Annotated in this window: 20 protein-coding genes; 5 read left to right on the top strand and 15 right to left on the bottom strand. The window is 61.1% G+C overall.

Annotation, left to right across the window (positions count from 1 at the left end; all coding sequences use genetic code 11):
• Positions 1-33 precede the first annotated feature (33 nt).
• The gene (locus tag AB4Y36_RS31615; RefSeq protein WP_069266094.1) at positions 34-828 is read left to right on the top strand and encodes an SDR family NAD(P)-dependent oxidoreductase; all 795 of its coding nucleotides are present in this window, start codon (positions 34-36) and stop codon (positions 826-828) included.
• Positions 829-952: 124 nt separating this feature from the next.
• Here AB4Y36_RS31615 and AB4Y36_RS31610 read toward each other — a convergent pair whose 3' ends face one another.
• The 3 genes from AB4Y36_RS31610 to AB4Y36_RS31600 all read right to left on the bottom strand — a co-directional run bounded on the left by AB4Y36_RS31610 (position 953) and on the right by AB4Y36_RS31600 (position 2,740).
• Positions 953-1,117, bottom strand: a complete 165-nt coding sequence (locus AB4Y36_RS31610; RefSeq protein WP_028210724.1) for a DUF1328 family protein — start codon at positions 1,115-1,117, stop codon at positions 953-955.
• 249 nt (positions 1,118-1,366) lie between these two features.
• Positions 1,367-2,212 carry an alpha/beta hydrolase family protein gene (locus tag AB4Y36_RS31605; protein ID WP_342947120.1) on the bottom strand — a complete coding sequence of 282 codons (846 nt, stop codon included), beginning with the start codon at positions 2,210-2,212 and terminating at the stop codon, positions 1,367-1,369.
• Between the two features lie 201 nt (positions 2,213-2,413).
• On the bottom strand, positions 2,414-2,740 hold the full coding sequence (locus tag AB4Y36_RS31600) for a hypothetical protein (RefSeq protein WP_368685095.1): 327 nt from the start codon (positions 2,738-2,740) through the stop codon (positions 2,414-2,416).
• A gap of 145 nt (positions 2,741-2,885) precedes the next feature.
• On the opposite strand from AB4Y36_RS31600, the gene AB4Y36_RS31595 reads away from it, so the two are divergent.
• Positions 2,886-3,230, top strand: coding sequence for a hypothetical protein (locus tag AB4Y36_RS31595; RefSeq protein ID WP_368685094.1), 345 nt, complete (start codon positions 2,886-2,888; stop codon positions 3,228-3,230).
• Between the two features lie 24 nt (positions 3,231-3,254).
• Here the strand turns inward: AB4Y36_RS31595 and AB4Y36_RS31590 are convergent, their stop codons facing one another.
• From AB4Y36_RS31590 to AB4Y36_RS31575, 4 genes are all read right to left on the bottom strand, one after another.
• Positions 3,255-4,496 (bottom strand): PucR family transcriptional regulator, encoded by a 1,242-nt coding sequence (locus AB4Y36_RS31590; protein ID WP_368603468.1) that lies wholly within the window; start codon positions 4,494-4,496, stop codon positions 3,255-3,257.
• 73 nt (positions 4,497-4,569) lie between these two features.
• The gene (locus AB4Y36_RS31585) at positions 4,570-6,114 is read right to left on the bottom strand and encodes a PAS domain-containing protein (RefSeq protein WP_368603467.1); all 1,545 of its coding nucleotides are present in this window, start codon (positions 6,112-6,114) and stop codon (positions 4,570-4,572) included.
• Positions 6,111-6,563 (bottom strand): response regulator, encoded by a 453-nt coding sequence (locus AB4Y36_RS31580; protein WP_368603466.1) that lies wholly within the window; start codon positions 6,561-6,563, stop codon positions 6,111-6,113. Before AB4Y36_RS31580 ends, AB4Y36_RS31585 begins: the two co-directional genes overlap by 4 nt.
• 29 nt (positions 6,564-6,592) lie before the next feature.
• Entirely contained in the window at positions 6,593-8,074 is a 1,482-nt protein-coding gene (locus tag AB4Y36_RS31575) for a PAS domain S-box protein (protein ID WP_368685093.1), read from the bottom strand.
• A gap of 183 nt (positions 8,075-8,257) precedes the next feature.
• Between AB4Y36_RS31575 and AB4Y36_RS31570 the strand changes: the two genes are divergently transcribed.
• A complete protein-coding gene (locus AB4Y36_RS31570; protein ID WP_368685092.1) occupies positions 8,258-8,788 on the top strand; it encodes a response regulator transcription factor in 531 nt (176 codons plus the stop codon).
• A 66-nt stretch (positions 8,789-8,854) separates the two neighbouring features.
• On the opposite strand, the gene AB4Y36_RS31565 is transcribed toward AB4Y36_RS31570, so the two are convergent.
• Positions 8,855-9,472, bottom strand: a complete 618-nt coding sequence (locus AB4Y36_RS31565) for a response regulator transcription factor (RefSeq protein WP_368603504.1) — start codon at positions 9,470-9,472, stop codon at positions 8,855-8,857.
• A 918-nt stretch (positions 9,473-10,390) separates the two neighbouring features.
• On the opposite strand from AB4Y36_RS31565, the gene aspT reads away from it, so the two are divergent.
• Together aspT and AB4Y36_RS31555 are read left to right on the top strand one after the other, a co-directional pair.
• A complete protein-coding gene (gene aspT / locus AB4Y36_RS31560) occupies positions 10,391-12,082 on the top strand; it encodes an aspartate-alanine antiporter (RefSeq protein WP_368685091.1) in 1,692 nt (563 codons plus the stop codon).
• 123 nt (positions 12,083-12,205) lie between these two features.
• Positions 12,206-13,585 (top strand): glutamate decarboxylase, encoded by a 1,380-nt coding sequence (locus tag AB4Y36_RS31555; protein ID WP_368685090.1) that lies wholly within the window; start codon positions 12,206-12,208, stop codon positions 13,583-13,585.
• A 92-nt stretch (positions 13,586-13,677) separates the two neighbouring features.
• Here the strand turns inward: AB4Y36_RS31555 and AB4Y36_RS31550 are convergent, their stop codons facing one another.
• The 7 genes from AB4Y36_RS31550 to AB4Y36_RS31520 are packed head-to-tail and all read right to left on the bottom strand — an operon-like array spanning position 13,678 to position 19,622.
• Positions 13,678-15,138, bottom strand: coding sequence for an MdtP family multidrug efflux transporter outer membrane subunit (locus tag AB4Y36_RS31550; protein ID WP_368685089.1), 1,461 nt, complete (start codon positions 15,136-15,138; stop codon positions 13,678-13,680).
• Between the two features lie 23 nt (positions 15,139-15,161).
• Positions 15,162-17,288 (bottom strand): FUSC family protein, encoded by a 2,127-nt coding sequence (locus tag AB4Y36_RS31545; protein ID WP_368685088.1) that lies wholly within the window; start codon positions 17,286-17,288, stop codon positions 15,162-15,164.
• Between the two features lie 9 nt (positions 17,289-17,297).
• The gene (gene mdtN / locus AB4Y36_RS31540) at positions 17,298-18,356 is read right to left on the bottom strand and encodes a multidrug transporter subunit MdtN (RefSeq protein WP_368685087.1); all 1,059 of its coding nucleotides are present in this window, start codon (positions 18,354-18,356) and stop codon (positions 17,298-17,300) included.
• Between the two features lie 19 nt (positions 18,357-18,375).
• A complete protein-coding gene (locus AB4Y36_RS31535) occupies positions 18,376-18,663 on the bottom strand; it encodes a YtcA family lipoprotein (protein ID WP_368603458.1) in 288 nt (95 codons plus the stop codon).
• Between the two features lie 3 nt (positions 18,664-18,666).
• Positions 18,667-19,026, bottom strand: a complete 360-nt coding sequence (locus AB4Y36_RS31530) for a hypothetical protein (protein ID WP_368603457.1) — start codon at positions 19,024-19,026, stop codon at positions 18,667-18,669.
• 49 nt (positions 19,027-19,075) lie between these two features.
• A complete protein-coding gene (locus tag AB4Y36_RS31525; RefSeq protein ID WP_368603456.1) occupies positions 19,076-19,372 on the bottom strand; it encodes a hypothetical protein in 297 nt (98 codons plus the stop codon).
• Positions 19,373-19,391: 19 nt separating this feature from the next.
• Positions 19,392-19,622, bottom strand: coding sequence for a hypothetical protein (locus tag AB4Y36_RS31520; RefSeq protein ID WP_368685086.1), 231 nt, complete (start codon positions 19,620-19,622; stop codon positions 19,392-19,394).
• Between the last annotated feature and the right edge of the window lie 323 nt (positions 19,623-19,945).

Below are 19,945 nucleotides of genomic sequence, written 5' to 3'. Positions count from 1 at the left end.
AGCGCGGCCAGCCTTCCCCCTCAAGGAGCCCGCATGAAAATCGATCTGACTGGAAAACTCGCGCTCGTCACCGGCTCGGCTGCGGGCATCGGCCTTGCCGCGGCCAAGGGCCTCGCGCTCGCGGGCGCCGACGTGATCGTCAGCAGCCGTCACACCGAAAACGTGCGCGAAGCCGAGGCGGCGCTGCGTACCGCTGCGCCCGGCGCGCGGGTGCAGGGCTTCGTCGGCGATCTTTCCAGTGCCCAGGGATGCGACGCGCTCGTGAAGGCGCATCCGCAGGTGGACATCCTCGTGAACAATCTCGGCGTGTTTCAGCAGCAGGACTTCTTCGAGATTCCCGATGCCGAGTGGCTCCGCTTCTTCGAAACGAACGTGATGTCGGGCGTACGGCTCTCGCGCGCCTATGCGAATGCAATGGTCAAGCGCGGCTGGGGGCGCATCGTGTTCATCTCATCGGAATCGGGATTGAACATTCCCGCCGACATGATCCACTATGGCATGACGAAAACCGCGCAACTCTCACTCGCACGCGGCCTCGCCAAGCGCCTTGCGGGCACGGGCGTCACGGTCAATTCGGTGCTGCCGGGCCCCACCCTTTCCGATGGCGTGACGCACATGCTCAAGGACGAAGTGGCCGCTTCGGGCAAGACCGTCGAGGAAGTCGCCGCGCAGTTCGTGCAGACGCATCGCGCCTCTTCCATCATCCGGCGCGCGGCGAGCGTGGAGGAAGTGGCGAACATGATCGTCTACGCATGCTCGAAGGAGGCTTCCGCGACCACGGGCGCGGCCTTGCGTGTGGATGGCGGCGTGGTGGATACGATCGCGTGATGCCTCCGGCTGCAAGCCTGGCTATTTAATTCGCAATGCGAATGACACGAAGGCATCCGTCGAATACAAAAATGCAGCCCGCCTGGGCGGGCTGCGATTCGACTGCCACTAGCGTGGCTCGCTATTAGCCCCTTCTTACGACGCCAAGCACCAACGTGACGAGGAAAATCACGAGGAAGATGAAGAACAGGATCTTGGCGATCGATGCCGCACCCGCCGCAATGCCGCCAAAACCGAACACGGCCGCGATGATCGCGATGATGAAGAAAATGACAGCGTATTGAAGCATGACGTCCTCCTGCATCCGGTGCAACCCGGCTCAAGGGTGGTCGCCGCGCCCCGGCGCCGCGTGCGGTCGCCTGATGCCCGGCATCTGGTTGAGCAGGACGGATCTACGCGCCCGCCCCTGCAGAATCCACTGCAGCAAGCGCGGTGCCCGGCATCGGGCAGGTCTCCGAGGGGAATGATGTGACGGAATCGCCTCGCAAGGGTGCTGGCAAACACGCGCGCACCGGACAAGCGCGCGCTTCGTGATGCGTTACGCCACTTGCGGATGCCAGCCGGCGCGCTGGAACGCCGTGGCGAAGAAGAGCACCTGGTAGCGGATCGAGTTCGACCAATAGGACCACGTGTGGCCGCCTGGACGTTCCGCGTAATCGTGAGGCACGCCTAGTTCGACGAGCTTTTCATGCAGCGTGCGGTTCGACTGTACGAAAAAGTCGCTCACGCCGCAGTCGATCGTGAGCGCGATATGGGCGTGTGCGAAGTCCTGCGCGCTATCCACGATCGCATTGTTGTTCCAGAACGACGCGTGTCGCGCGGGGTCGCCGAATACGTGATCGATGCCGGGCTCGTCTTCGCAGTTGCGCGGATCGACAGCGCCACTTATGCTGCCGGCCGCACCGAACGTCTCCTGCCGGTCCAGCGCAATACGCAGCGCGCCGAATCCGCCCATGCTCAAACCCGTGATCGCCCGCGCCTCGCGCATCGCGATCGTGCGGAAATGCGTGTCGATATACGACACGACCTCGCTGCCCACATACGTTTCGTAACGACTGCTCCGATCGAACGGGCTGTCGATATACCAGCTCTCGTGACCGCCGTCCGGCATCACGAGCACGACGTGATAGCGGTCGGCGAGCTTGCCGATGCGGGTGTTCGAGGTCCAGTCGGCATAACTGCCGCCCGAACCGTGCAGCACGTAGATCACCGGAAAGCGCGAGGCGTGGTTGCCACGCGCGTAGTCGTCGGGCAAGACGACGGTCGCGTCGAACGAGCGCTGCATCGCGGCGCTAGGGATCGAAACGACACGCGTCTGGTAAGCCCAGACGGGAGCACTGAGAAGCAGCGCCAGAACGAACCAGCACGCGCGGACAATAGCCATGAGAAGTCGCTCTTGTGTTGACTGCCACGAAAGACAACTGCTTTCGTAGACTCTAACAAGGACCACTTACAGCCAAATTTCAGCGTGCCATACGAATGGTTGGCGACCTTGCGGGAACCCACATGATGGGAGACGAAACCCCGCACGCCGCATTTTCGAGCGCACCCTCTATCTCACCAAGCCGGCTGCGCAGGCCAACGATCAATCGCCGTTGCGCCGCCTGCGCCGCAGCCGCCCTTCGGGCTCGCCCTCATGCAGCAAACCCTTTTGACGCGCCGTGAGCGGATCGGTCAAACACGGCTCCGCGTCGAGTTCCTGCTCGAAACGCTCCCACATGCCCGCAGGCGTATTCGCCTTGCCGACGCGCGTGCCGATCGTGAGCCGGATCTGGTTCGCCCGGCCGATGGTGGAGCGCAACCGGTGGATTTCCCATAGCAACCGCAATACGACGGGCAAGGGATTCCGGTCGTAGATTTCAGCCAGTTCCGCCGCCGTGAGCGGAGGGAAGTGACGATGATCCCGTCCCATTTTCCGCCCCCAAAAACACTGTATATTTATACAGCCTATCACAGGTCAGAATGATTCTGCCTGGTCGGTTTCATCGGTGTTTTGTGAGCAAACGAATATTTGTCACCTTATGAGGCTTGAAACCCACGGATTGAAGGTCTACCTCATGGCAGCCGAGACTGGGCGCCTCCACGTGCCAGGCACGCTATATCTGAACGAAAAGTACGGCAACCCTCACACCCAACAAGTCGTCGCCAGGGCGCTCCGGGTATGGGTGCGTCTGGCCGACGCGTTTGGGATCGACCTTGCGGCTCGCGCACTTGAAGGGCACTGTCGAGAAGAAGAGCACCGTGAATGCGTAAACAGGATCATCCTCGAAGTGGCGTTGACCTCTTACATGCGCATTTATCGGTCCGTGGATGCCTGCAAAGGCCACAGTGGCTTCTACCCGCGCATCGGTTCGCAATCCAAATTGATCTTTCGAATCACGATCTCCCAGCCCACGACGTGACGATAGTTGCCTGCGAACGAGGACTCACGTCGGCGCCCGACGCAGCTTCAGAGCGATGTCGAGCTTCTCAATCCAGCCGACGTCGTCGAGGCTCGCCCCGAGCAGCGCCTCAATGCGTTCCATCCTGTAGTTCAGCGTATTTGGATGAATGCCAAGGGCGGCCGCTGACTGGCCGCGCCGCTGCCCCTGCTCGAAATAGGTCTGCAGCGTCGCCACCAGCTCAGGCTCGTTGGCTAGCTGTTCGAGCAGGGAGACGAGGTAGCGCCGCGCGTTCGATGCGAGACGCGCGCTTTCTTCAATGAGGATACTAGAATACATTGCGACCTGCGACTGCCCCTGGCTTTTGGGTGTGAAGTCCAATGCCCGGATCGCTTCGTCGACCGTGGCCGCCCAACCCGACGCGCCTTCGTTCATCAGGCCAACGCCGATACGATGAAGCTCCGGCACCGCAGCCGCCAGCGCACCGGCCCGTTCTGCCGTGAGCCGATCGATACGGTTGATCGAATCGCCTCGCAGGCAGGGTGCCCACAGAATCAGCCTGCCACGATGCCACGCCCGCACCAGATCGCCTGGCGCGGCAGCAAGATGACGCGCTGACGCCAGTGCGATGCGGTCGAGTTCCCGTTCACGTTCGTACGACGTATGCTCGGGTAGTTCGATGTCGATGGCGAGCGCCACGCGTGGCGCAGTGGAATCGAGACCCAACGCCTCCACTGTTTCCCGAAAGCCGTCGTGATCATCCGGTGTATAAAAGACAATGTTGTAAAGCTGATGACGCAACGCCTCACGCCAGCGCGCTTGTTGATACTGCTCTTCGAGATAGCTTTGCGCGATGCTCTGCGCCATGACGTCAAAAAAGTCGAAAAGATACGGCGAGATGACGAACAGCAATTCGTCGACGAGGCTTCCATCGTCCTCGCCCAGCGCAATGTAAGTGCGCCAGATTTCGCGCGATCCGAGCCGGAAGGCACGCAGTACGGATTGCAGCGGTACGCGCTGGTGAACGCGTCGGCGGCCGAACTCGCGGAAGCGATCCATGTCGTCCGCCGATGGTGGTCGACCCGTCAGAAGCGACTGGAACCACAAACCGGCCGTCAAGTCGATCGACGCTGCAATGTCCTGTCTGACTGATGGCATCAGGTTCTCGTAACCTTCGAGGCTCATCAGCGTCTCATACATGCGCTCATTCACGGCCGTCGGGTTCGCTGCAAGCAAAGCCGTACGTTCACGCAAGCTCGCGCTGATCGTCGGGATGCTGACTATCATGAGTAGACTCTTCCCTGTAGAAGGACCTGCAACTGGCAACAGCACGGATTTCGGCTATTGTGCGATATTCGCCTCAATTTGCCTCAATCGGCAGTGTGAACCGGAACACCGTGCCATTCGGCTCACGAGGCGTGACCCACAGTCGCCCGCCATGGGCTTCGACAATCGATCGGCTAATGGAGAGTCCCATGCCCATTCCGTTGGGTTTGGTGGTGTAGAACGAGCGGAACAATTGTTCTGTACTCCCTGGTGGAAGTCCTAAACCGGTGTCCCACACCTCGACTATCACATCGTTCGAGTCACTCCGCTCAGAGACGATCGTCAGCTCGCGCTGTCTGTCACTCACTGCGCTCATCGCCTCCGCAGCATTCATGACAAGATTGACGATCACCTGCTGCATCTTGACCCGGTCCCCGAGCACAGGCGGCAGGTTTGCGGAAAGGCAAGTCTGCAACCGCACGCTGTTTCTCTGCAACTCGGCGTTGATCAGGGCCAGCACTTCGACAATGGCCTCGTTGATATCTACCGGGTCCTCGCGCGGCGGCGCCTGCTTGACGAGAGATCGCACGTGGCCAACAACCTCCACGACCCGGTTGCCTTGCTTGAGAATGTGATTCAGCGACTGCCGTGCCTCCTCCAGCTCCGGAGGCTGGGCATCCAGCCAGCGCAATCCGGCCGTAGCATGCATGACGACGGCGGACACGGGCTGCTTGACCTCGTGCGCAATCGAGGCCGCCATTTCGCCGAGCATCAAGACGCGGTTCAGGCGCGCCATATCGGCCTGGGTTTGCTGCAACGCGTCCGCCGCCCGCTCGCGTGAATCGCGCTGTGCCGCTTCGGCCAGTTTTCGCTCCGTCACGTCGATGATCCAGCCCACCATCCGATAGGGCTGGCCGGAATTGTTCCAGAGTGCCTGTCCGCGAGACTGAACCCATCGGTATTCTCCCGACATGGTGCGAATACGATATTCGACGTCGTAGGCGTTCTTGTGCTCCAGATGCGCCGTGAGGCAGGCCGTCACCCGCTCGATGTCTTCTGGATGAATTGCCTCCTGATGCACACTCGCTTCATTCGGCAGGTCGTTTTCCTCGTAGCCCATGATTGCGTTGAAATGGGGCGAAAAGTACATCGCGCCCGTCTGCGGATTCCAGTCCCACAAGCCCGCTGTCGCGCCCCTCACTGCGAGCTGAAAGCGTTCCTCGCTCGCCCTTAGCTCGACCGCGACGCGGTGGCGTTCGATTGCGTAACGGATCGCGCGGCTCAGTTCCGAAGCGCGGATATCCTTCTTGAGGAGATAGTCCTGTGCACCGTGCTGAATGGACAGCAGACCGACCGAATTATCGTCCAGTCCGGTAAGGACCAGCACCGGCATGCCGGGCACCATCTGATGGAATTTCCTGAAGGTGTCGAGCCCCCCTTTTGCGTCCGGCAGCCCCAGGTCGAGAATCACCACGTCGAAATGCGTGGTCCGCGCGCACGCGACGCCCTCCGCCATGGATTCGGTGCGCACCACGTGGTACTTGAACTCCACCACGTCCTCGAGCACCCTGTCGATCAACAGTGCGTCAGTCGCGCTGTCCTCGATCAGGAGGATATGTATTTCATGATCGATGTTCACGATTTAACGGGCGGTAGCGTCACGACGCGAAGCCAGAAGTCGTTGATGCTGCGCACGACTTGAACGAACTTCTCGAAGTCCACGGGCTTGGTGATGTAGCAGTTGGCGTGCAGGCCATACGACTTCGCCACGTCCTCCTCGGCTTTGGACGTGGTTAGCACGACGACCGGAATGTTCATCAACTCCGGATCGGTTTTCAGCTCTTGAAGCACTTCCTGGCCGCTCTTTCGTGGCAGGTTGAGATCCAGGATGATCAGGCCGGGACGGGGTGCGTTTGCATGTTTTCCTTCTCGCTTGAGGAACTCGATGGCCTCCACGCCGTCCTCCGCAATGTGCAGTGGATTGAGCACCTTGTAGTATTCCAGCGCCTCGCGCGTCATCATCACGTCTGTGGGGCTATCCTCCACCATCAGGATATGAAACATCTGCTCGCTATTTTCGGAAAACATCGTAAGTCTCCTCTTTTTCGTGTTCGGCTTCAGATTGTGTTCTTGACGCCCAGCGTGAAAAGGAACGTCGCGCCCTCCTCCGGAGCAGACTCGACCCAGATCTGGCCGCCGTGCTGTTCGACGATCCGCTTGCAAAGCGCCAGGCCAATCCCGGTGCCGGGATACTCTGCGCGCGTGTGCAAGCGTTGAAAGACCAGGAAAATCCGTTCGAAGTATTGCGGATCGATACCGATCCCGTTGTCCTTGACCCAGAATAGCCACCCCTCGCCCTGGCGCTTCGCACCCACGTCGATCCGTACAGGGCGTGACTTGTCGCGGAACTTGACGGCGTTGCCGATGAGATTCTGGAACAGAAGCGTAAGGTGCGTCGGAATCGCCACCACGGTAGGCAACGTTTCCTTCCTCACCTCGGCGCCGCTTTCCTCCATCATGACGCTCAGGCTCTTGAGCGCCTGATCGAGGATCTGCGCGCAGTCAGTCAACTGGCGCGCGTCATCGGAGCGGCCGACCCGCGAATAGGCGAGCAGATCGTTAATGAGCGCCTGCATCCGCGTCGCGCCATCGACCGCGTGTGTAATGAATTCATCGGCACGGTTATCCAGTTGCCCCTTGTATCGCATCTGCAGCATCTGCAAGGGGCCGGCGACTGCTCGCAGGGGTTCCTGCAGGTCGTGCGAAGCCAGATAGGCAAATTGTTCGAGGTCCTTGTTCGAGCGGGCCAATTCGTCGGTTTTTCTAAGCAACTCCTCTTCCGCGTGCTTGCGCGCCGTGATGTCGACCACGGCTGCGAGGACGAATTTCCCTTCGTCGGTCGACAGCGGATTCAGGCCGATCTCGACGGGAAATTCCGAGCCGTCCTTGCGCAGCCCGTAGAGGTCACGGCCGGCTCCCATGGGTCGGCTCGTCAGATTGCTGTAGAACAACGCGCGATATTCCGGGTGGTGCGCACGGAAACGCTCCGGCACGAGTGCTTCGATGCTTTGCCCGATCAGTTCGTTGCGCGGATAGCCGAAGAGCTTCTCCGTTTGTGCGTTCACGAGAACGATCCGGCCATCGTGGTCCACCATCACCATTGCGTTAGGCGCCGCTTCCACCACCTGCCGGAAACGTTCCTCCTGCCTCCTGCGCTCAGTGATGTCGACGACGGCCGCGAGGACGAACGTGCCTTCGTCGGTAGAGACAGGATTGAGTCCTATTTCAACGGGAAATTCGGAGCCGTCTTTACGCATTGCGTAGAGGTCGCGGCCGGTCCCCATCGGGCGGCTCCTCATGTCGGTGTAGTATGCGCTCCGGAAATCCGGATGACCAGATCGGAAACGCTCGGGCACAAGCGCTTCGATACCTCTCGTCATCAATTCTTCACGCGCATAGCCGAACAGCTTCTCCGCCTGCGCATTCACGAGAACGATCTTGCCGGCACGGTCCACCATCACCATGGCGTTGGGAGCCGCCTCCACGACTTGCCGAAAGAGTTCGTTAGTCAGGCCGCTCAGTTCTTTGCGTTCCTCCATCTGACCTCCTGGCAAGAATTCTCGTTTTCAAGGTTAGAGCGTAAGGCCGGCGGTGCAGTGCCCTGGACCGCTACACCAGATCGCCAGGCCGACTTCGCGAGTCGAGGCCTTGCGGGTTCCATGTAGTTCTCGTTTCGCGACAGAGCAAGCGGCAAGGCTCGGAGCACGAATACCCTCATAAGAGTGTATTCGGCAAATGCCTGGCACTCCATCACGTGCGCTACATACATCCGTATTATTTCTGTTCCGGCATGCACGTACTATTCTTCGCAATGCACTGCCGATATCACACCTTCCTTCTTCTCGACGATCGGGGTCCTTCTCGTGGTTACGTCTGAGGTAGTTACGATCGTTGACGACGATGAGGCAGTCCGTATCGCGACTGCGAACCTTGTTCGTTCGTTGGGCTGGAACGTACGCACCTTCGCATCTGCCGAGGAGTTCCTCGAATCCGCACACGTGGAAGACACCTCCTGCCTGATTTCCGACGTACGAATGCCCGGCATGTCCGGTGTCGCGCTCCACGCCCGGCTTCGTAGCCGGGGGAATGCACCACCCACCATTTTCATCACCGCGTTTCCAACTCTCGATCTGCACGCCGAAGTTATTGAAAACGGTGCACTGGTCTTGCTCGAGAAACCCGTTGCCGCCGACGACGTGGTGCGCTGGCTCAGCCTCGCGTTGCAGGAGCCGCCGCCGCAAGGCAATCTATAATCGCCCGCTGGCGCACCCGGCCCCGCACGATGGCGCCGGGACGACGTCCCCAACACGACGACGCTCTCAGGAAGGTCCGTTCACTTGGGGCTTGAGGCCAAGTGCTTGCGCCTTTCTGACAAGATCCGGAACCGAGTGCGCAGCCAGTTTTCTCATTGCGTGTCCTCGATGAATTTTGACGGTGACTTCGCTGAGTTTCATCTGCGCCGCAATCTGCTTGTTCATCAGGCCCGAGATGACATAACGGACGACCTCCTGTTCGCGAGTGGTCAACGAAGCATAGGCAGCGCGCAGCGCGACAAGCGCCTGTTCGGCCTGGACACGTTCGCCGTCGCGCGCCAGTGCGTCGGTAACGGCGTCGAGAATCTCCTGGTCCCGAAACGGCTTGGCGAGAAAATCGAAGGCACCGGCTTTCATGGCTCTGACCGACATCGCAACGTCGGCGTATCCGGTCATGAAAACAACCGGCATCCGGATTTCGCTTTTTGCAAGCTCCTTCTGAAATGCAAGCCCCGTTTCGCCTTGCAGCCTCACATCGAGAATCAGGCAGCTCGGTACAGCCTTTTTCGGGAACGCCAGAAACTCGCGGCTGGCCGAGAAAGTCTCCACATGCAATCCGGCAGAGCGCAGGAGTGCGTCAAGTGCGATTCGCACCGCTTCATCATCGTCGATCACGTACACCATCGACGGCAGACCATCGGACGCGCCCTTCGTCGAAGTCAAGCCAGATCCTGAACTCAACGGCTTCTCCTAATTTCAGGTCTTTCGTTCGGCCCTCACGGCCGATTGTTGCCGCCCTATTCTGATTGCGGCCCAATGGGGCATCGGGGTTTTAGAAGCCTTTTGAAAGCTTGTGCGGGCGAGTCGAACGACGCCCGACAAATAGCGACGAGTGAAAAATACCGCAGCGGCTGCGTATCGACAAACGTGCAAGTGGTTGCTGGATTAAGGCGTTGGTCCAGGAAAAGTATATCTTCGTATAGCCAACGTGAGTGGCGCGTATTTACCTCCCTCGGCGAACGACTTCGCGCTTCCTGACGACCTGCTTCGCCCCGCTCCCGCTGGCACTCTGGCCGCGCCAAGGTCAGATGACCCAAACATACCCCTGTATGAACCGCTCACGCGAATGAAGAACCACGCCACCCGTTCGTACGATGGTTTTTCTCGCCTTGCATGCGTATCTTTGGTGTCATCGACGGAAGCAAATTGAGCTTCCGCCACCGCGCATTCGATGGCCATATGCTATCCCTAGAACATCAGGAGTCCGATATATTCAGTACGCTACACACATGGATTTTGTGGGCAGCAACGCGTACGCACACAACGCACGTTCGCGATTCCCCACGAAAGCGCTCGACCACCCCGCCCCCACCCGGTGTGCAAATGTCGCCGCGAGGCGCCCACGATCCGCACGTGGCATCTGACGCCGGGCAGCGGCTTGCATGACGCCCCGTGACAAGTGACGCAGAAGTCGGCGGAGAACGTGAACACCGCCGCCACAATCGAAGTGAGCGCACAAATGTTCTCGATATTTTACTTAGGAATGCAACGTTGTTCTCTTTTTATTGACTTCTTGAAGCACATGTTACGGAGGATCACCAAATGAACTGGCTGGTATTAACGCTGCGCAGCCATCCTGAGATAGCGATCTTTATGTCGCTAGGGATCGGTTATTGGGTGGGGGGAAAGAGTTATCGGGGCTTCAGTCTCGGTGCCGTCACCTCGACGTTGCTTGCGGCCATCGCTATCGGACAGCTGGGCATTCCGATCTCCGCCAATGTCAAGTCGATATTCTTTTTGATGTTCCTCTTTGCCGTAGGATACGGAGTCGGACCGCAGTTCGTCAGAGGCATTGCTAAGGACGGTATTCCTCAGGCGCTTTTCTCGGTTGTCCAGTGCGTTCTGTGTCTTGCCGCCCCCATTGCCGCCGCCAAAATCGCCGGTTACGGCGTCGGTTCCGCCGCCGGCCTTCTCGCTGGCTCACAGACCATTTCCGCGTCGATGGGGTTGGCGACGGACGCCATCGGCCGACTCGGACTGCCCGCCCCGCAAACGAAGGCGTTGCTCGATGCCATGCCGACCGCCTATGCCGTCAGCTATATATTCGGCACGGTCGGCTCCGCCATCATCCTCGCCCAACTCGGCCCGAAGCTCCTGCGAATCGATCTCGTCAAGGCGTGCAAGGAATACGAAGCCAGCCTCGGCGGCACGCAGCAGATCGTCAGCGCGGGTAGCGCGTGGCACCAATACGAACTGCGCGCGTTTCGCATTGCGAGCGAGAGCCCTTTCGTCGGTCTGACCGTCCGCCAGGTCGAAGCCCTGGAGACCGAGGGCATGCGTCTGTTTATCGAACGTATCCGACGCGGCACCGCAATCGAGGAAGCAAGGCTCGACTATGTCCTTGCAACGGGTGACGTCGTGGCTGTCGCCGGGCGCCGCGACCAGCTCGTGTCCGCGCTGGGCACAAACGGGGCGGAGATCGACGACGCCGAACTCCTCGCGGTTCCTGCCGAGGGAGTCGATGTCTATGTCTCCACAAAGGATGTCGACGGCCAGACACTTCAGCAGTTGTCCACGCTTCCCGCAGCGCGAGGCGTCTTCATCCGCAAGATCAAGCGCGGCCCGACCGAGACGCCGATTCCCGTGCTTCCCAGCACGCAGCTTCACCGCGGCGACACGATCACGCTCGTTGGCCGGACCCAGGACACGACTGCAGCAGCCAAAGCACTGGGCACGCTCGACCGGGCGACCAATGCCGCGGACGTTGCCTTCGTCGGGCTGGCGATCACGATCGGTGCACTCGTTGGCGCGATCACCATCAATATCGGGGCCGTTCCGTTGACACTCTCAACGGCGGGCGGTGCCTTGATCGCCGGCATCGTGTTCGGTTGGTTGCGCGCCATCCACCCAACATTCGGACGTGTCCCCGAGCCCACGATCTGGTTCATGAACTCCGTAGGACTGAATGTGTTCATCGCCGTGGTGGGGATCACGGCGGGACCCGGTTTCGTGCTCGGCCTGAAGCAACTCGGCGTCAGCCTCTTTCTGTGGGGCATCTTCGCGACCGCGGTCCCGCTGGTTCTAGGCATGTTCATCGCGAAGTACGTGTTCAGGTTCCATCCCGCAATCGTGCTGGGTTGTTGCGCCGGCGCCCGCACCACAACGGCAGCCTTGGGGATGATTTGCGACGCCGCGAGAAGCCAGGTCCCAGGGCTCGGCTACACCGTCACATACGCGGTCGGCAATACGCTGCTGACGATCTGGGGCATGGTCGTCGTCATGATACTCAAGTAGCCCCCCCGCCCCGTACGCATTCAATGAAGCGCACCCGGCGTGCCCTGTCACGCCGTCCCAGCAGTTGCCTTACCCGGCAAGGCACATCTTGTCGATGGCATGTTCAACCCCAGGAGATAGTCAATGGCTACGCCAATTGCAGCAGTGTCGTCGTATGAAGAGTTCAATATCAACGTTCCGGAAAACGAGTTTCCCCGACACGGCATCGCTGCGCGGGCAGCAGAGGCACTCGTCCTCAGTCAGGAATGGACCGACACGAACCCGATGCTGAACATGTCATCGTTCGTCACGACCTTTGCTGAGCCCGAAGCGGTCGAGATCGCCAAGCGAAACATGTTCAAGAACTATATCGACCACGACATGTATCCGCAGCTTTTCGCCATGGAAACGCGCATGGTGAAATGGCTGCACCAACTCTGGAACGGACCGGAGGGCGTCGAACCGTATGGCGCCGCGACGGTCGGCTCATCGGAAGCGTGCATGCTCGCCGGTCTCGCCCACAAATGGAACTGGCGCCAGAAGCGGGAGCGGGACGGCAAGGACGCCACACGCCCCAATATGGTGACGGGCGGCAACGTCCAGATCGTCTGGAAGAAGTTTCTGCGCTATTTCGACGTGGAACCGCGGATCGTTCCGCTCAAGACCGGTAACTATCGGCTAACGGCGGACGAACTGGAGAAGTACGTAGACGAAAATACGATCGCTGTCGTTGCCATCGCCGGGCAGACCTTCACCGGCGAGGACGACGACATCGAGGGGATCCACGACTGGCTCGACGCTTATGAAGCGAGGACCGGCATTTCGATTCCGATGCATATCGACGGCGCGTCGGGAGGTTTCGTCAATCCGTTTCTCTATCCTGACTACCGCTGGGACTTCCGGCTGCCGCGCGTCCAGTCCATCAACGCATCGGGGCACAAGTACGGGCTCACGCCGCCGGGACTGGGCTGGGTGATCTTCCGCGAACGCAGTGTGTTCAATGAGGACCTCGTGTTCTATGTGAACTACCTGGGCGGCGAAATGCCGACGGCCACGCTGAACTTCAGCCGCAACGCTTTCCAGATCGCCGTTCAGTACTATCAGTTCTTGCGCCTGGGTTTCGACGGGTATCAGCGGATCATGCGCCAGACGTTGGACAACGCCATCGCCTTGCGTCAGACACTCGTCGACAGCGGCTATTTCACCATCATGAACGAGCAGCAGCGCATTCCGGTGGTGGCCGTCACGCTCGACAAGGGCGTCACGAAGTTCAACGAATTCGATGTGTCCAACAAGGTCCGTGAAAAGGGTTGGGTGCTTTCCGCGTATTCGATGCCGGCCAACGCCGAGGAGGTCAAGAGCCTGCGCGTGGTGGTCCGCCCGCACATCAATCACAATGTGGCGCAGATGCTCGCGCGTGACATCGTCAATGCGTGCAAGTACCTCGAGACTCACGGCGGCAGCGCGACCGCACCGAAGCTGCACCAACACCCGCCGGAGAACAGGTCGCCGGCCAAGTGCTGAAGGGTCGGGCCGGAAGCCTGCCTTTCACTGATTGCTTAGCTTTGGCGCCCCGGGCTCAGTTTCCTCGGGGCGCATCGTGCGGACATCAATCTTCAGCGAGGCTTCAGTTCGACGGGCGCATCGGCTCGATAGCCGCCGCCCAGCGCCTTCGTCAACGCGACCTCCTGACTGAGCGTCTGCCCGTTCAGCGCGAGCAGTGCCACCTGCTCGGCAATCACCGGCTGGCGCGCTTGGAGCGCCGCGAGCTGGCTGGTCAGTCCGCGTTGCCAGGACGCTTCGACACTGTCTCTCGTGAACGTCACCGATTCGATGCGCTGCTTTTGCAAGTCGGTTTCGGCGTCGAGCGCCTGCAAACGGCTACCCGTCTGCGCGACATCGCGAACCGCATTGAGCACGGCCTGGTTGTACTGCTCGATCAACAGGTTGCTCCCCTGGCGCGCGCCGCTCAAGTTCGCATTGAGCATGCCGCCATCGAAGATCGGCAGGTACAGGCCCGGAATCAGGTTGATCTGGCGGCTTGCGTGCGTGAACAGATCGGCGAGATGCAAGGCGTTGTAGCCGAAAAACGCCTTGATGTCGAAACTCGGATAGAAGGCAGCCTTCGCCGAGTCGATCCGGTCGAAGGACGACTGCACATACCACCGCATGGCCTGCAAGTCGGGGCGCCGGGCGAGAAGCTCATAGGAGAGCGTCGCCGGCAAGATAGCCTGCGAGGCCGGAAGCGCAACGGACCTGATCTCCGGCAAGCCTTCGGGCCCCGCGCCCGCCAGCGCCCGCAATGATTCCCGAAACTGTCTGATCTGCGCCTGCGTGGATACGATCTGCCGTTCGATGGCCAACTGCTGCGCGCGGGCCTCTTCGAACTGCGTACGGGGCTCGAGGCCGCGCGCCGCGCGCGCCTCGTGGGCCTGCACCGCAAACTGCGCGATCTCGTGTGATTCGTTCAATAGATCGATAAGCTGGTAATTCGTCTGAATGCCGAAATAGAGCTGCGCGACATCGGCCGATATTTCGAGTTCGACCGCCGATGTCTCCGCAAGCCTCGCGTTCGTCACGCCAATCGAAGCCGCGATCTGCGCGCGCTGCTTGCCCCAAATGTCGACGTTCAGGCTCGCGCCCAGTCCGACGACGCCCTCGGTGTACCACGGGCCCGTGAGACCCAACGCCGGCTCGTTCTGCGCGAACGGCCCCAGGAAACCGTTTGCCGAGACATGCTCGCGATCGAGCAAGGCGATCGCACTGACTTGCAGGCTCGATCCTGTCCTGACGAGGTCGACGTCAGACTTTGCCTGCGCCACGCGGGTGCGCGCGATCACCATCGTCGGTGCATTGGCGAGCGCCTGGTCGATTAACGCGTCGAGCTGCGCGTCGTTGTAGCGCGTCCACCAGCGGGCGGCGGGCCAGCCGTCGCGCGCGAGATGGATATCGTTCGCGAGATTGATCTGCCTGGGCGCGATCTCGGTATACGGCGGGCTGTCATGGCGAATTAGCGCGCACCCCGGCAGCACGGACGCCATCCACACGATGCACAGGCAGCGTCGGTGCCACGACACGCCTCGCCGATTCACCCGCGCAATCATGATCGCAGGGCCTGTGACGATGGCGCCGCGGCGGGCTCCGGGAGGCCGGCGTCAGCAGCCCATTCCGGCAATCCCGCGACCTGCCGCGACAGGTCGTCCGCGGCCTCGATGAGCGGTCCGCCGGTCGCGAGCGCCGGTTCGCCGGCTTGCGCAACGATCTCGATGCGTCGCGGTGCGCGGGCTGCCGGTGGATTCGCCGCGAGTTCCTCCGCATATCGCGCAAGCTCGGCTGATGCCTGGTCCTGGGCCAGGCGCACGGCTTCTGCCATTCCCGGGTCGGACAATTCGACCTGCGCCACCAGCGTACGCAACGCATCACCCGCCAGCATGATCTCGCGCCCCTGTGCGAGAACAGTTTGCGCGCGCAGCGTCAGTTGCGGCTGGTCCGTCTCCCGCCAGTCGGGCTCGAGTGCGACACGGGAGAGCGTCGCCTCGCAATCGGCCAGCACGGCCCACGCCTGCAATTGGCGCTGCTCATAGGGTAATTCGTCGTGCCCGGTCACGCCGGTTTGCGGTGAGCGCAATTGAGCTGCGATCGCCCGCAGCATGGTGGCGAGCTTCTGCCGCAGCACATCGCCCTCGCCTTCTCGCCAGAACGACATCTGCACGAAGGTCGCGACGCCAACGCCGAGCAGGATGCCCACCATCCGGTCGCGGATTTCCGTGAGATTGATGACTGGGCCGAATCGCGCGAGCAACGCCAGCGAAAAGGTGAACACCAACTGGATTCCGGCGTAGCCGATTCGCTCCGAGCCCGCCGCAATCCACGCCCCGAACGCGATGACGGGCAGCGTCATCAGCAGCAGACCCGTTATTTCGTCGAGGCGCGGTAGGACGAACACGACCATGAACAACGCGAGCGCACTGCCGATCACGGCCCCGGCGAGCCGCAGCAACGCACGCTGCGCCGATGCGCCGAGGCTTGGCAGCGCGACGATCAGGCAGGTCAGCATGATCGTGTGGGCGCCCTGCCAGTCTGCGGCGTTGTAGAACACGTAACAGATCAACACCGCGAGCAGCGTCTTCAGTGAGAAACGTGCATAGGCCGGGTTAGTCCAGGCGTCGGGCGCGACCATCGGTTCACTCGGAGCGGAAGCGCCTGGCGTCGCGCCGCTCGCGAGGAGGTCGGCGTAGGCATACAGCGCCCGTTGCAATTCCGCGGCTACGGGAATCGTGTCGGCGGCGTTGCGCTCAACAGCGGTGACGGTGCTCACGTAGCGATACGGCTCGCCCAGCGCCACCGATTCGTCGAGCGCGCGGACGTTCGCATGCAGTTCGTGCAGCATCTTCAGTTGGGCCGCCGACGCGCCTCGCCACTCGGGCGGCAGCTCGCTCGCCGCGCGATAAAGACGCGATACCGTCGCGATACATGCAAGCTGCGTCGCCTGATGCTCGCGATAGTGGGCGTCGCGCATCGTCGCGAACCGCAGCAGCTTTTGCAGCGTCAGCGCGCCTTGCTGGACGTCCGCCGGCGTGAGCGACGTTAGCGGCGCATTGCTCGCGCCGCCCTCGATCAGTTCCACGAGCCGGGCATCGAGCGCCTCGAGTTGCCGATGGATCTCCGCCTTGAGTTGCAACTGCGGTTCCGCGGGCAACAGCAGCGTATTGACCAGTAACGTCAGCGCGATCGGATAGTTGACGGCCACCCACACCCACAATACTGCGCGGATCAGCAGGTCGGCCTGGTCGGTCCGGTCGACGAAGCTCTGCACGTAGATGACGACAATGGCGACAATGAAGAACACCACGCCGATTTTCAGCACGCGAATCAGGTACGCGCTGCAAAAGAACACCAGACTCGCAATGACGATGCGCACCAAAGGATAGTCGTACGTGAACTTCAGCAGCAAGATCGACAGGCCGATGCCGAGCGTCGATCCGAGAATGAACATGATGCCGACGAGCCGCGTGAACACCACGTTCGACTGCGTGACGTAAAACACCACCAGCAACGACAACGCAAGTTCGGGCACTTCGAGTGCCATCGACACGACGATCACAATTGCGCTCGTCAGCATGCAGCGCAGCGTCACGTTCATCCGCCCGGGGAACGTCGCTAGCTCCTGCTTCAGGAATGCGCCGGCATCGCGCAGCGTGGCGGGCAGGTAGTCGGCAGCGGCCATCCGTACTCCTTAGTGGCCTTCGCCGTGATTGCCGCGCCCAGGCCGCAACACGGCCACGGCTGACGTGCCGACGCGAAACAGCTCCGGGTTCGGATTGCCCACGAGGATCTTCACCGGGAAGCGTTGCGACACGTGCACCCAGTTCAGCGTGCGCTCGATGTGCGGCAGACCGCCAGGCAGGGCAAGGCCGGCTTCTTCTGAAGCGATGCCGTAGCCGATCGAGTCGACTACGCCGTGAAAGCGCTGCCCGGTGTCGCTCATCAGGTAGACGGTGGCGGGCGTGCCTGCGCGCACACCCTTGAGTTCGGTCTCGCGAAAGTTCGCGACTACATACCAGTGGCGCGTGTCGATCAACGTAAAGACCGGTTTGAGTGTGGAAGCGAACTGCCCCGTCGATGTCTTCAGCGAGACAACGCGTCCGTCGAATGGTGCGCGCACCGTTGCGTATTCGAGGTGCAGTTCGGCAATTGCGATCTCGGCCATGATGACGGCACGCTGCGCGACCAGCGCGTCCACCCCGCTCACCGCCGCTGCCGCCTGCTGGGCCTGTAGCTGCGCGGCGCTGAGTTCGGCCTCGGTTGCACGCTGCGCCGTGCGTGCGCGGTCGACATCTTCTGCCGACACATAGCCGTGCGAGAGCAGCGGCTCCATCCTGTGCAAGGTGTCGGACGCCTGATTCGCCGCGGCACGGGAGCGTTCGACAGCCGCACGCACCGACTGTGCGTTGTACTGCTGCGCGTTGACCGTGCGTTGAGTCAGCTCGATCTGACGATCGAGCGCGACGAGCGATGCCTTGCCTCTCGCCAGCGCATCCTCGTACGGGCGTGGATCGATGCGGAACAGCAGATCGCCCTGCTCTACCGCCTGATTGTCGCGCACCGCCAGTTCGACGATGCGGCCGTTGACCTCGGGCACGACGTCGATCGTATCCGCATAGACATAGGCATCGTCGGTGCGAGGCGAGCGGTCCAGCAGCCGGATCACGAAAAAGAGCAGCAACAGCGCCGCCACGACCAGGAGAACCGCCGGCCATGCCTTCTTCCTGGTCTTGCTCGCACCTGTCGCCATTAGCTCACCTGAAGCGGATTCAATATTGGAACAACGCCAGCCAGAGGGCGAGTGACAGGAATGCGACCAGCGTGGGATACACCACGGCGGAGGGCGCCAGCAGGTGGTCCACCGCGAAGCGCTTCAGAACCAGATAGATGACGACCGTCAACACGACGCCCGCGACGATGCAAAACAGCCAGTCGGGAAAGTACGCGCCGAGCACGTTGAGCGAAGGCGCGTAGTTTGCGCACCCTGAAACGGACATCGTTGCTATCACGGCGGCGCCAATTGGACGCTTCGGATCTCCGACCGTGGTGAGTGGCATCTGTCACTCCGCCTGCCAACCGGATTTCGCCCCTTGCAGTTGCGCGCCAACGTGTGAAAAAGCGTCCCCTGCTCGCAAGGCTGCATAAGTCGCCACGAAACGGTGCGCGTCACGGCTTAGCAGCGCGGCCTCGACGGCACCAAAAGCGCGTTCCATTTCTGAACGGCCTGCAGGCGTGGAATAGCCACTCTCGATTATGTGAGTCGCTTCTTCTTTCAATCGGCAGATGAGGCTGGAGGCGCACCGACTATCGAGCGTCCCGTCGAGAACGGATACTTCGATCGCGGTGACCAGTGCCGCCACCGCAACGTCGGATGACCCATCGGCACTGCTGTTATCCACCGAACCTTGCGACTCATTCATACGATTCTCCTCCTGGCCAATCACGCGCAAGCGGCGATGTGCAATGTCTTCATTGCGCAGTTTTCGTTATGGACGATTCAGCGCCGTCCTGCAGGGGATCGCACGCGTCATCGTCGTTCGCGCGCGCGAGCGGCAGCCGTAGTGATACGTCCTCGCCGCCCGCTGATTTCTTATCCTTTGGTGCCCATGCAGTGCGATATATCTCGACGACATAGTCGCGAGCGTCGCACTGCTCGTTGAACAATCGTTCATAGAACCCTCGGTGTCGTTCGTGCGCCGACATATCCAGAACCCAGCACACTGCCAGCACAAGCAACGCCCATACGAATCGCTCGGTAAGTCTCATTCCAAACGCCCCCGACCTGTCAGAGCGACGTGGCCCGCGTGCCATTCTCGTGGGGCGGTGCACAGGCGAAAACCAGAAAAACGAGCTTGCCCCCGCAGTCGACCAGCGAGATCAGCGGGATCCACATCGCATCGGCGAACGCAAGCGGAAGCCTGGAGCCGAGTGCCAGAATGCCGACGCCACCGCGCACGACGTGCTCCGAAGTCGTATGAATCAGGAATCCAAAGTCATTTTCGGCTTGCCCGAACATTTTCCGCCTCTTCGCGTCGCACCTTCGTTCTCGAACCGGCGCCAGTGAGCGGGGCATCGAAAGCGAGCCGCGAAACTGTACCGTCCACGCTTGCAAGGTAGCCCGGCAACGCGAAGAAATCCATTGTACGAAGGGGTCGGTGGTCCTGACTCGCTGTTTGCCCGACTCATCCTTTGGTATAGGGGCCGGCGCAGAACCAGAGTGTGTGGAAACACCAACTTTTTCCGGAGGTGAGCGGTAGGCAATCAGATCGATCGAGTTCGATACGCCGAATTTGCGCTAATCGGACGTCGCGAGTACAACAAAGCCCCTCGGGGCTTCAG

Origin of the sequence: Paraburkholderia sp. BR10936 (genome assembly GCF_040965735.1) — a bacterium.
Classification (GTDB): domain Bacteria; phylum Pseudomonadota; class Gammaproteobacteria; order Burkholderiales; family Burkholderiaceae; genus Paraburkholderia; species Paraburkholderia nodosa_A.
The sequence above is the reverse complement of the archived record's forward strand: the minus strand, read 5'-3'. Positions and strand labels throughout refer to the sequence as shown.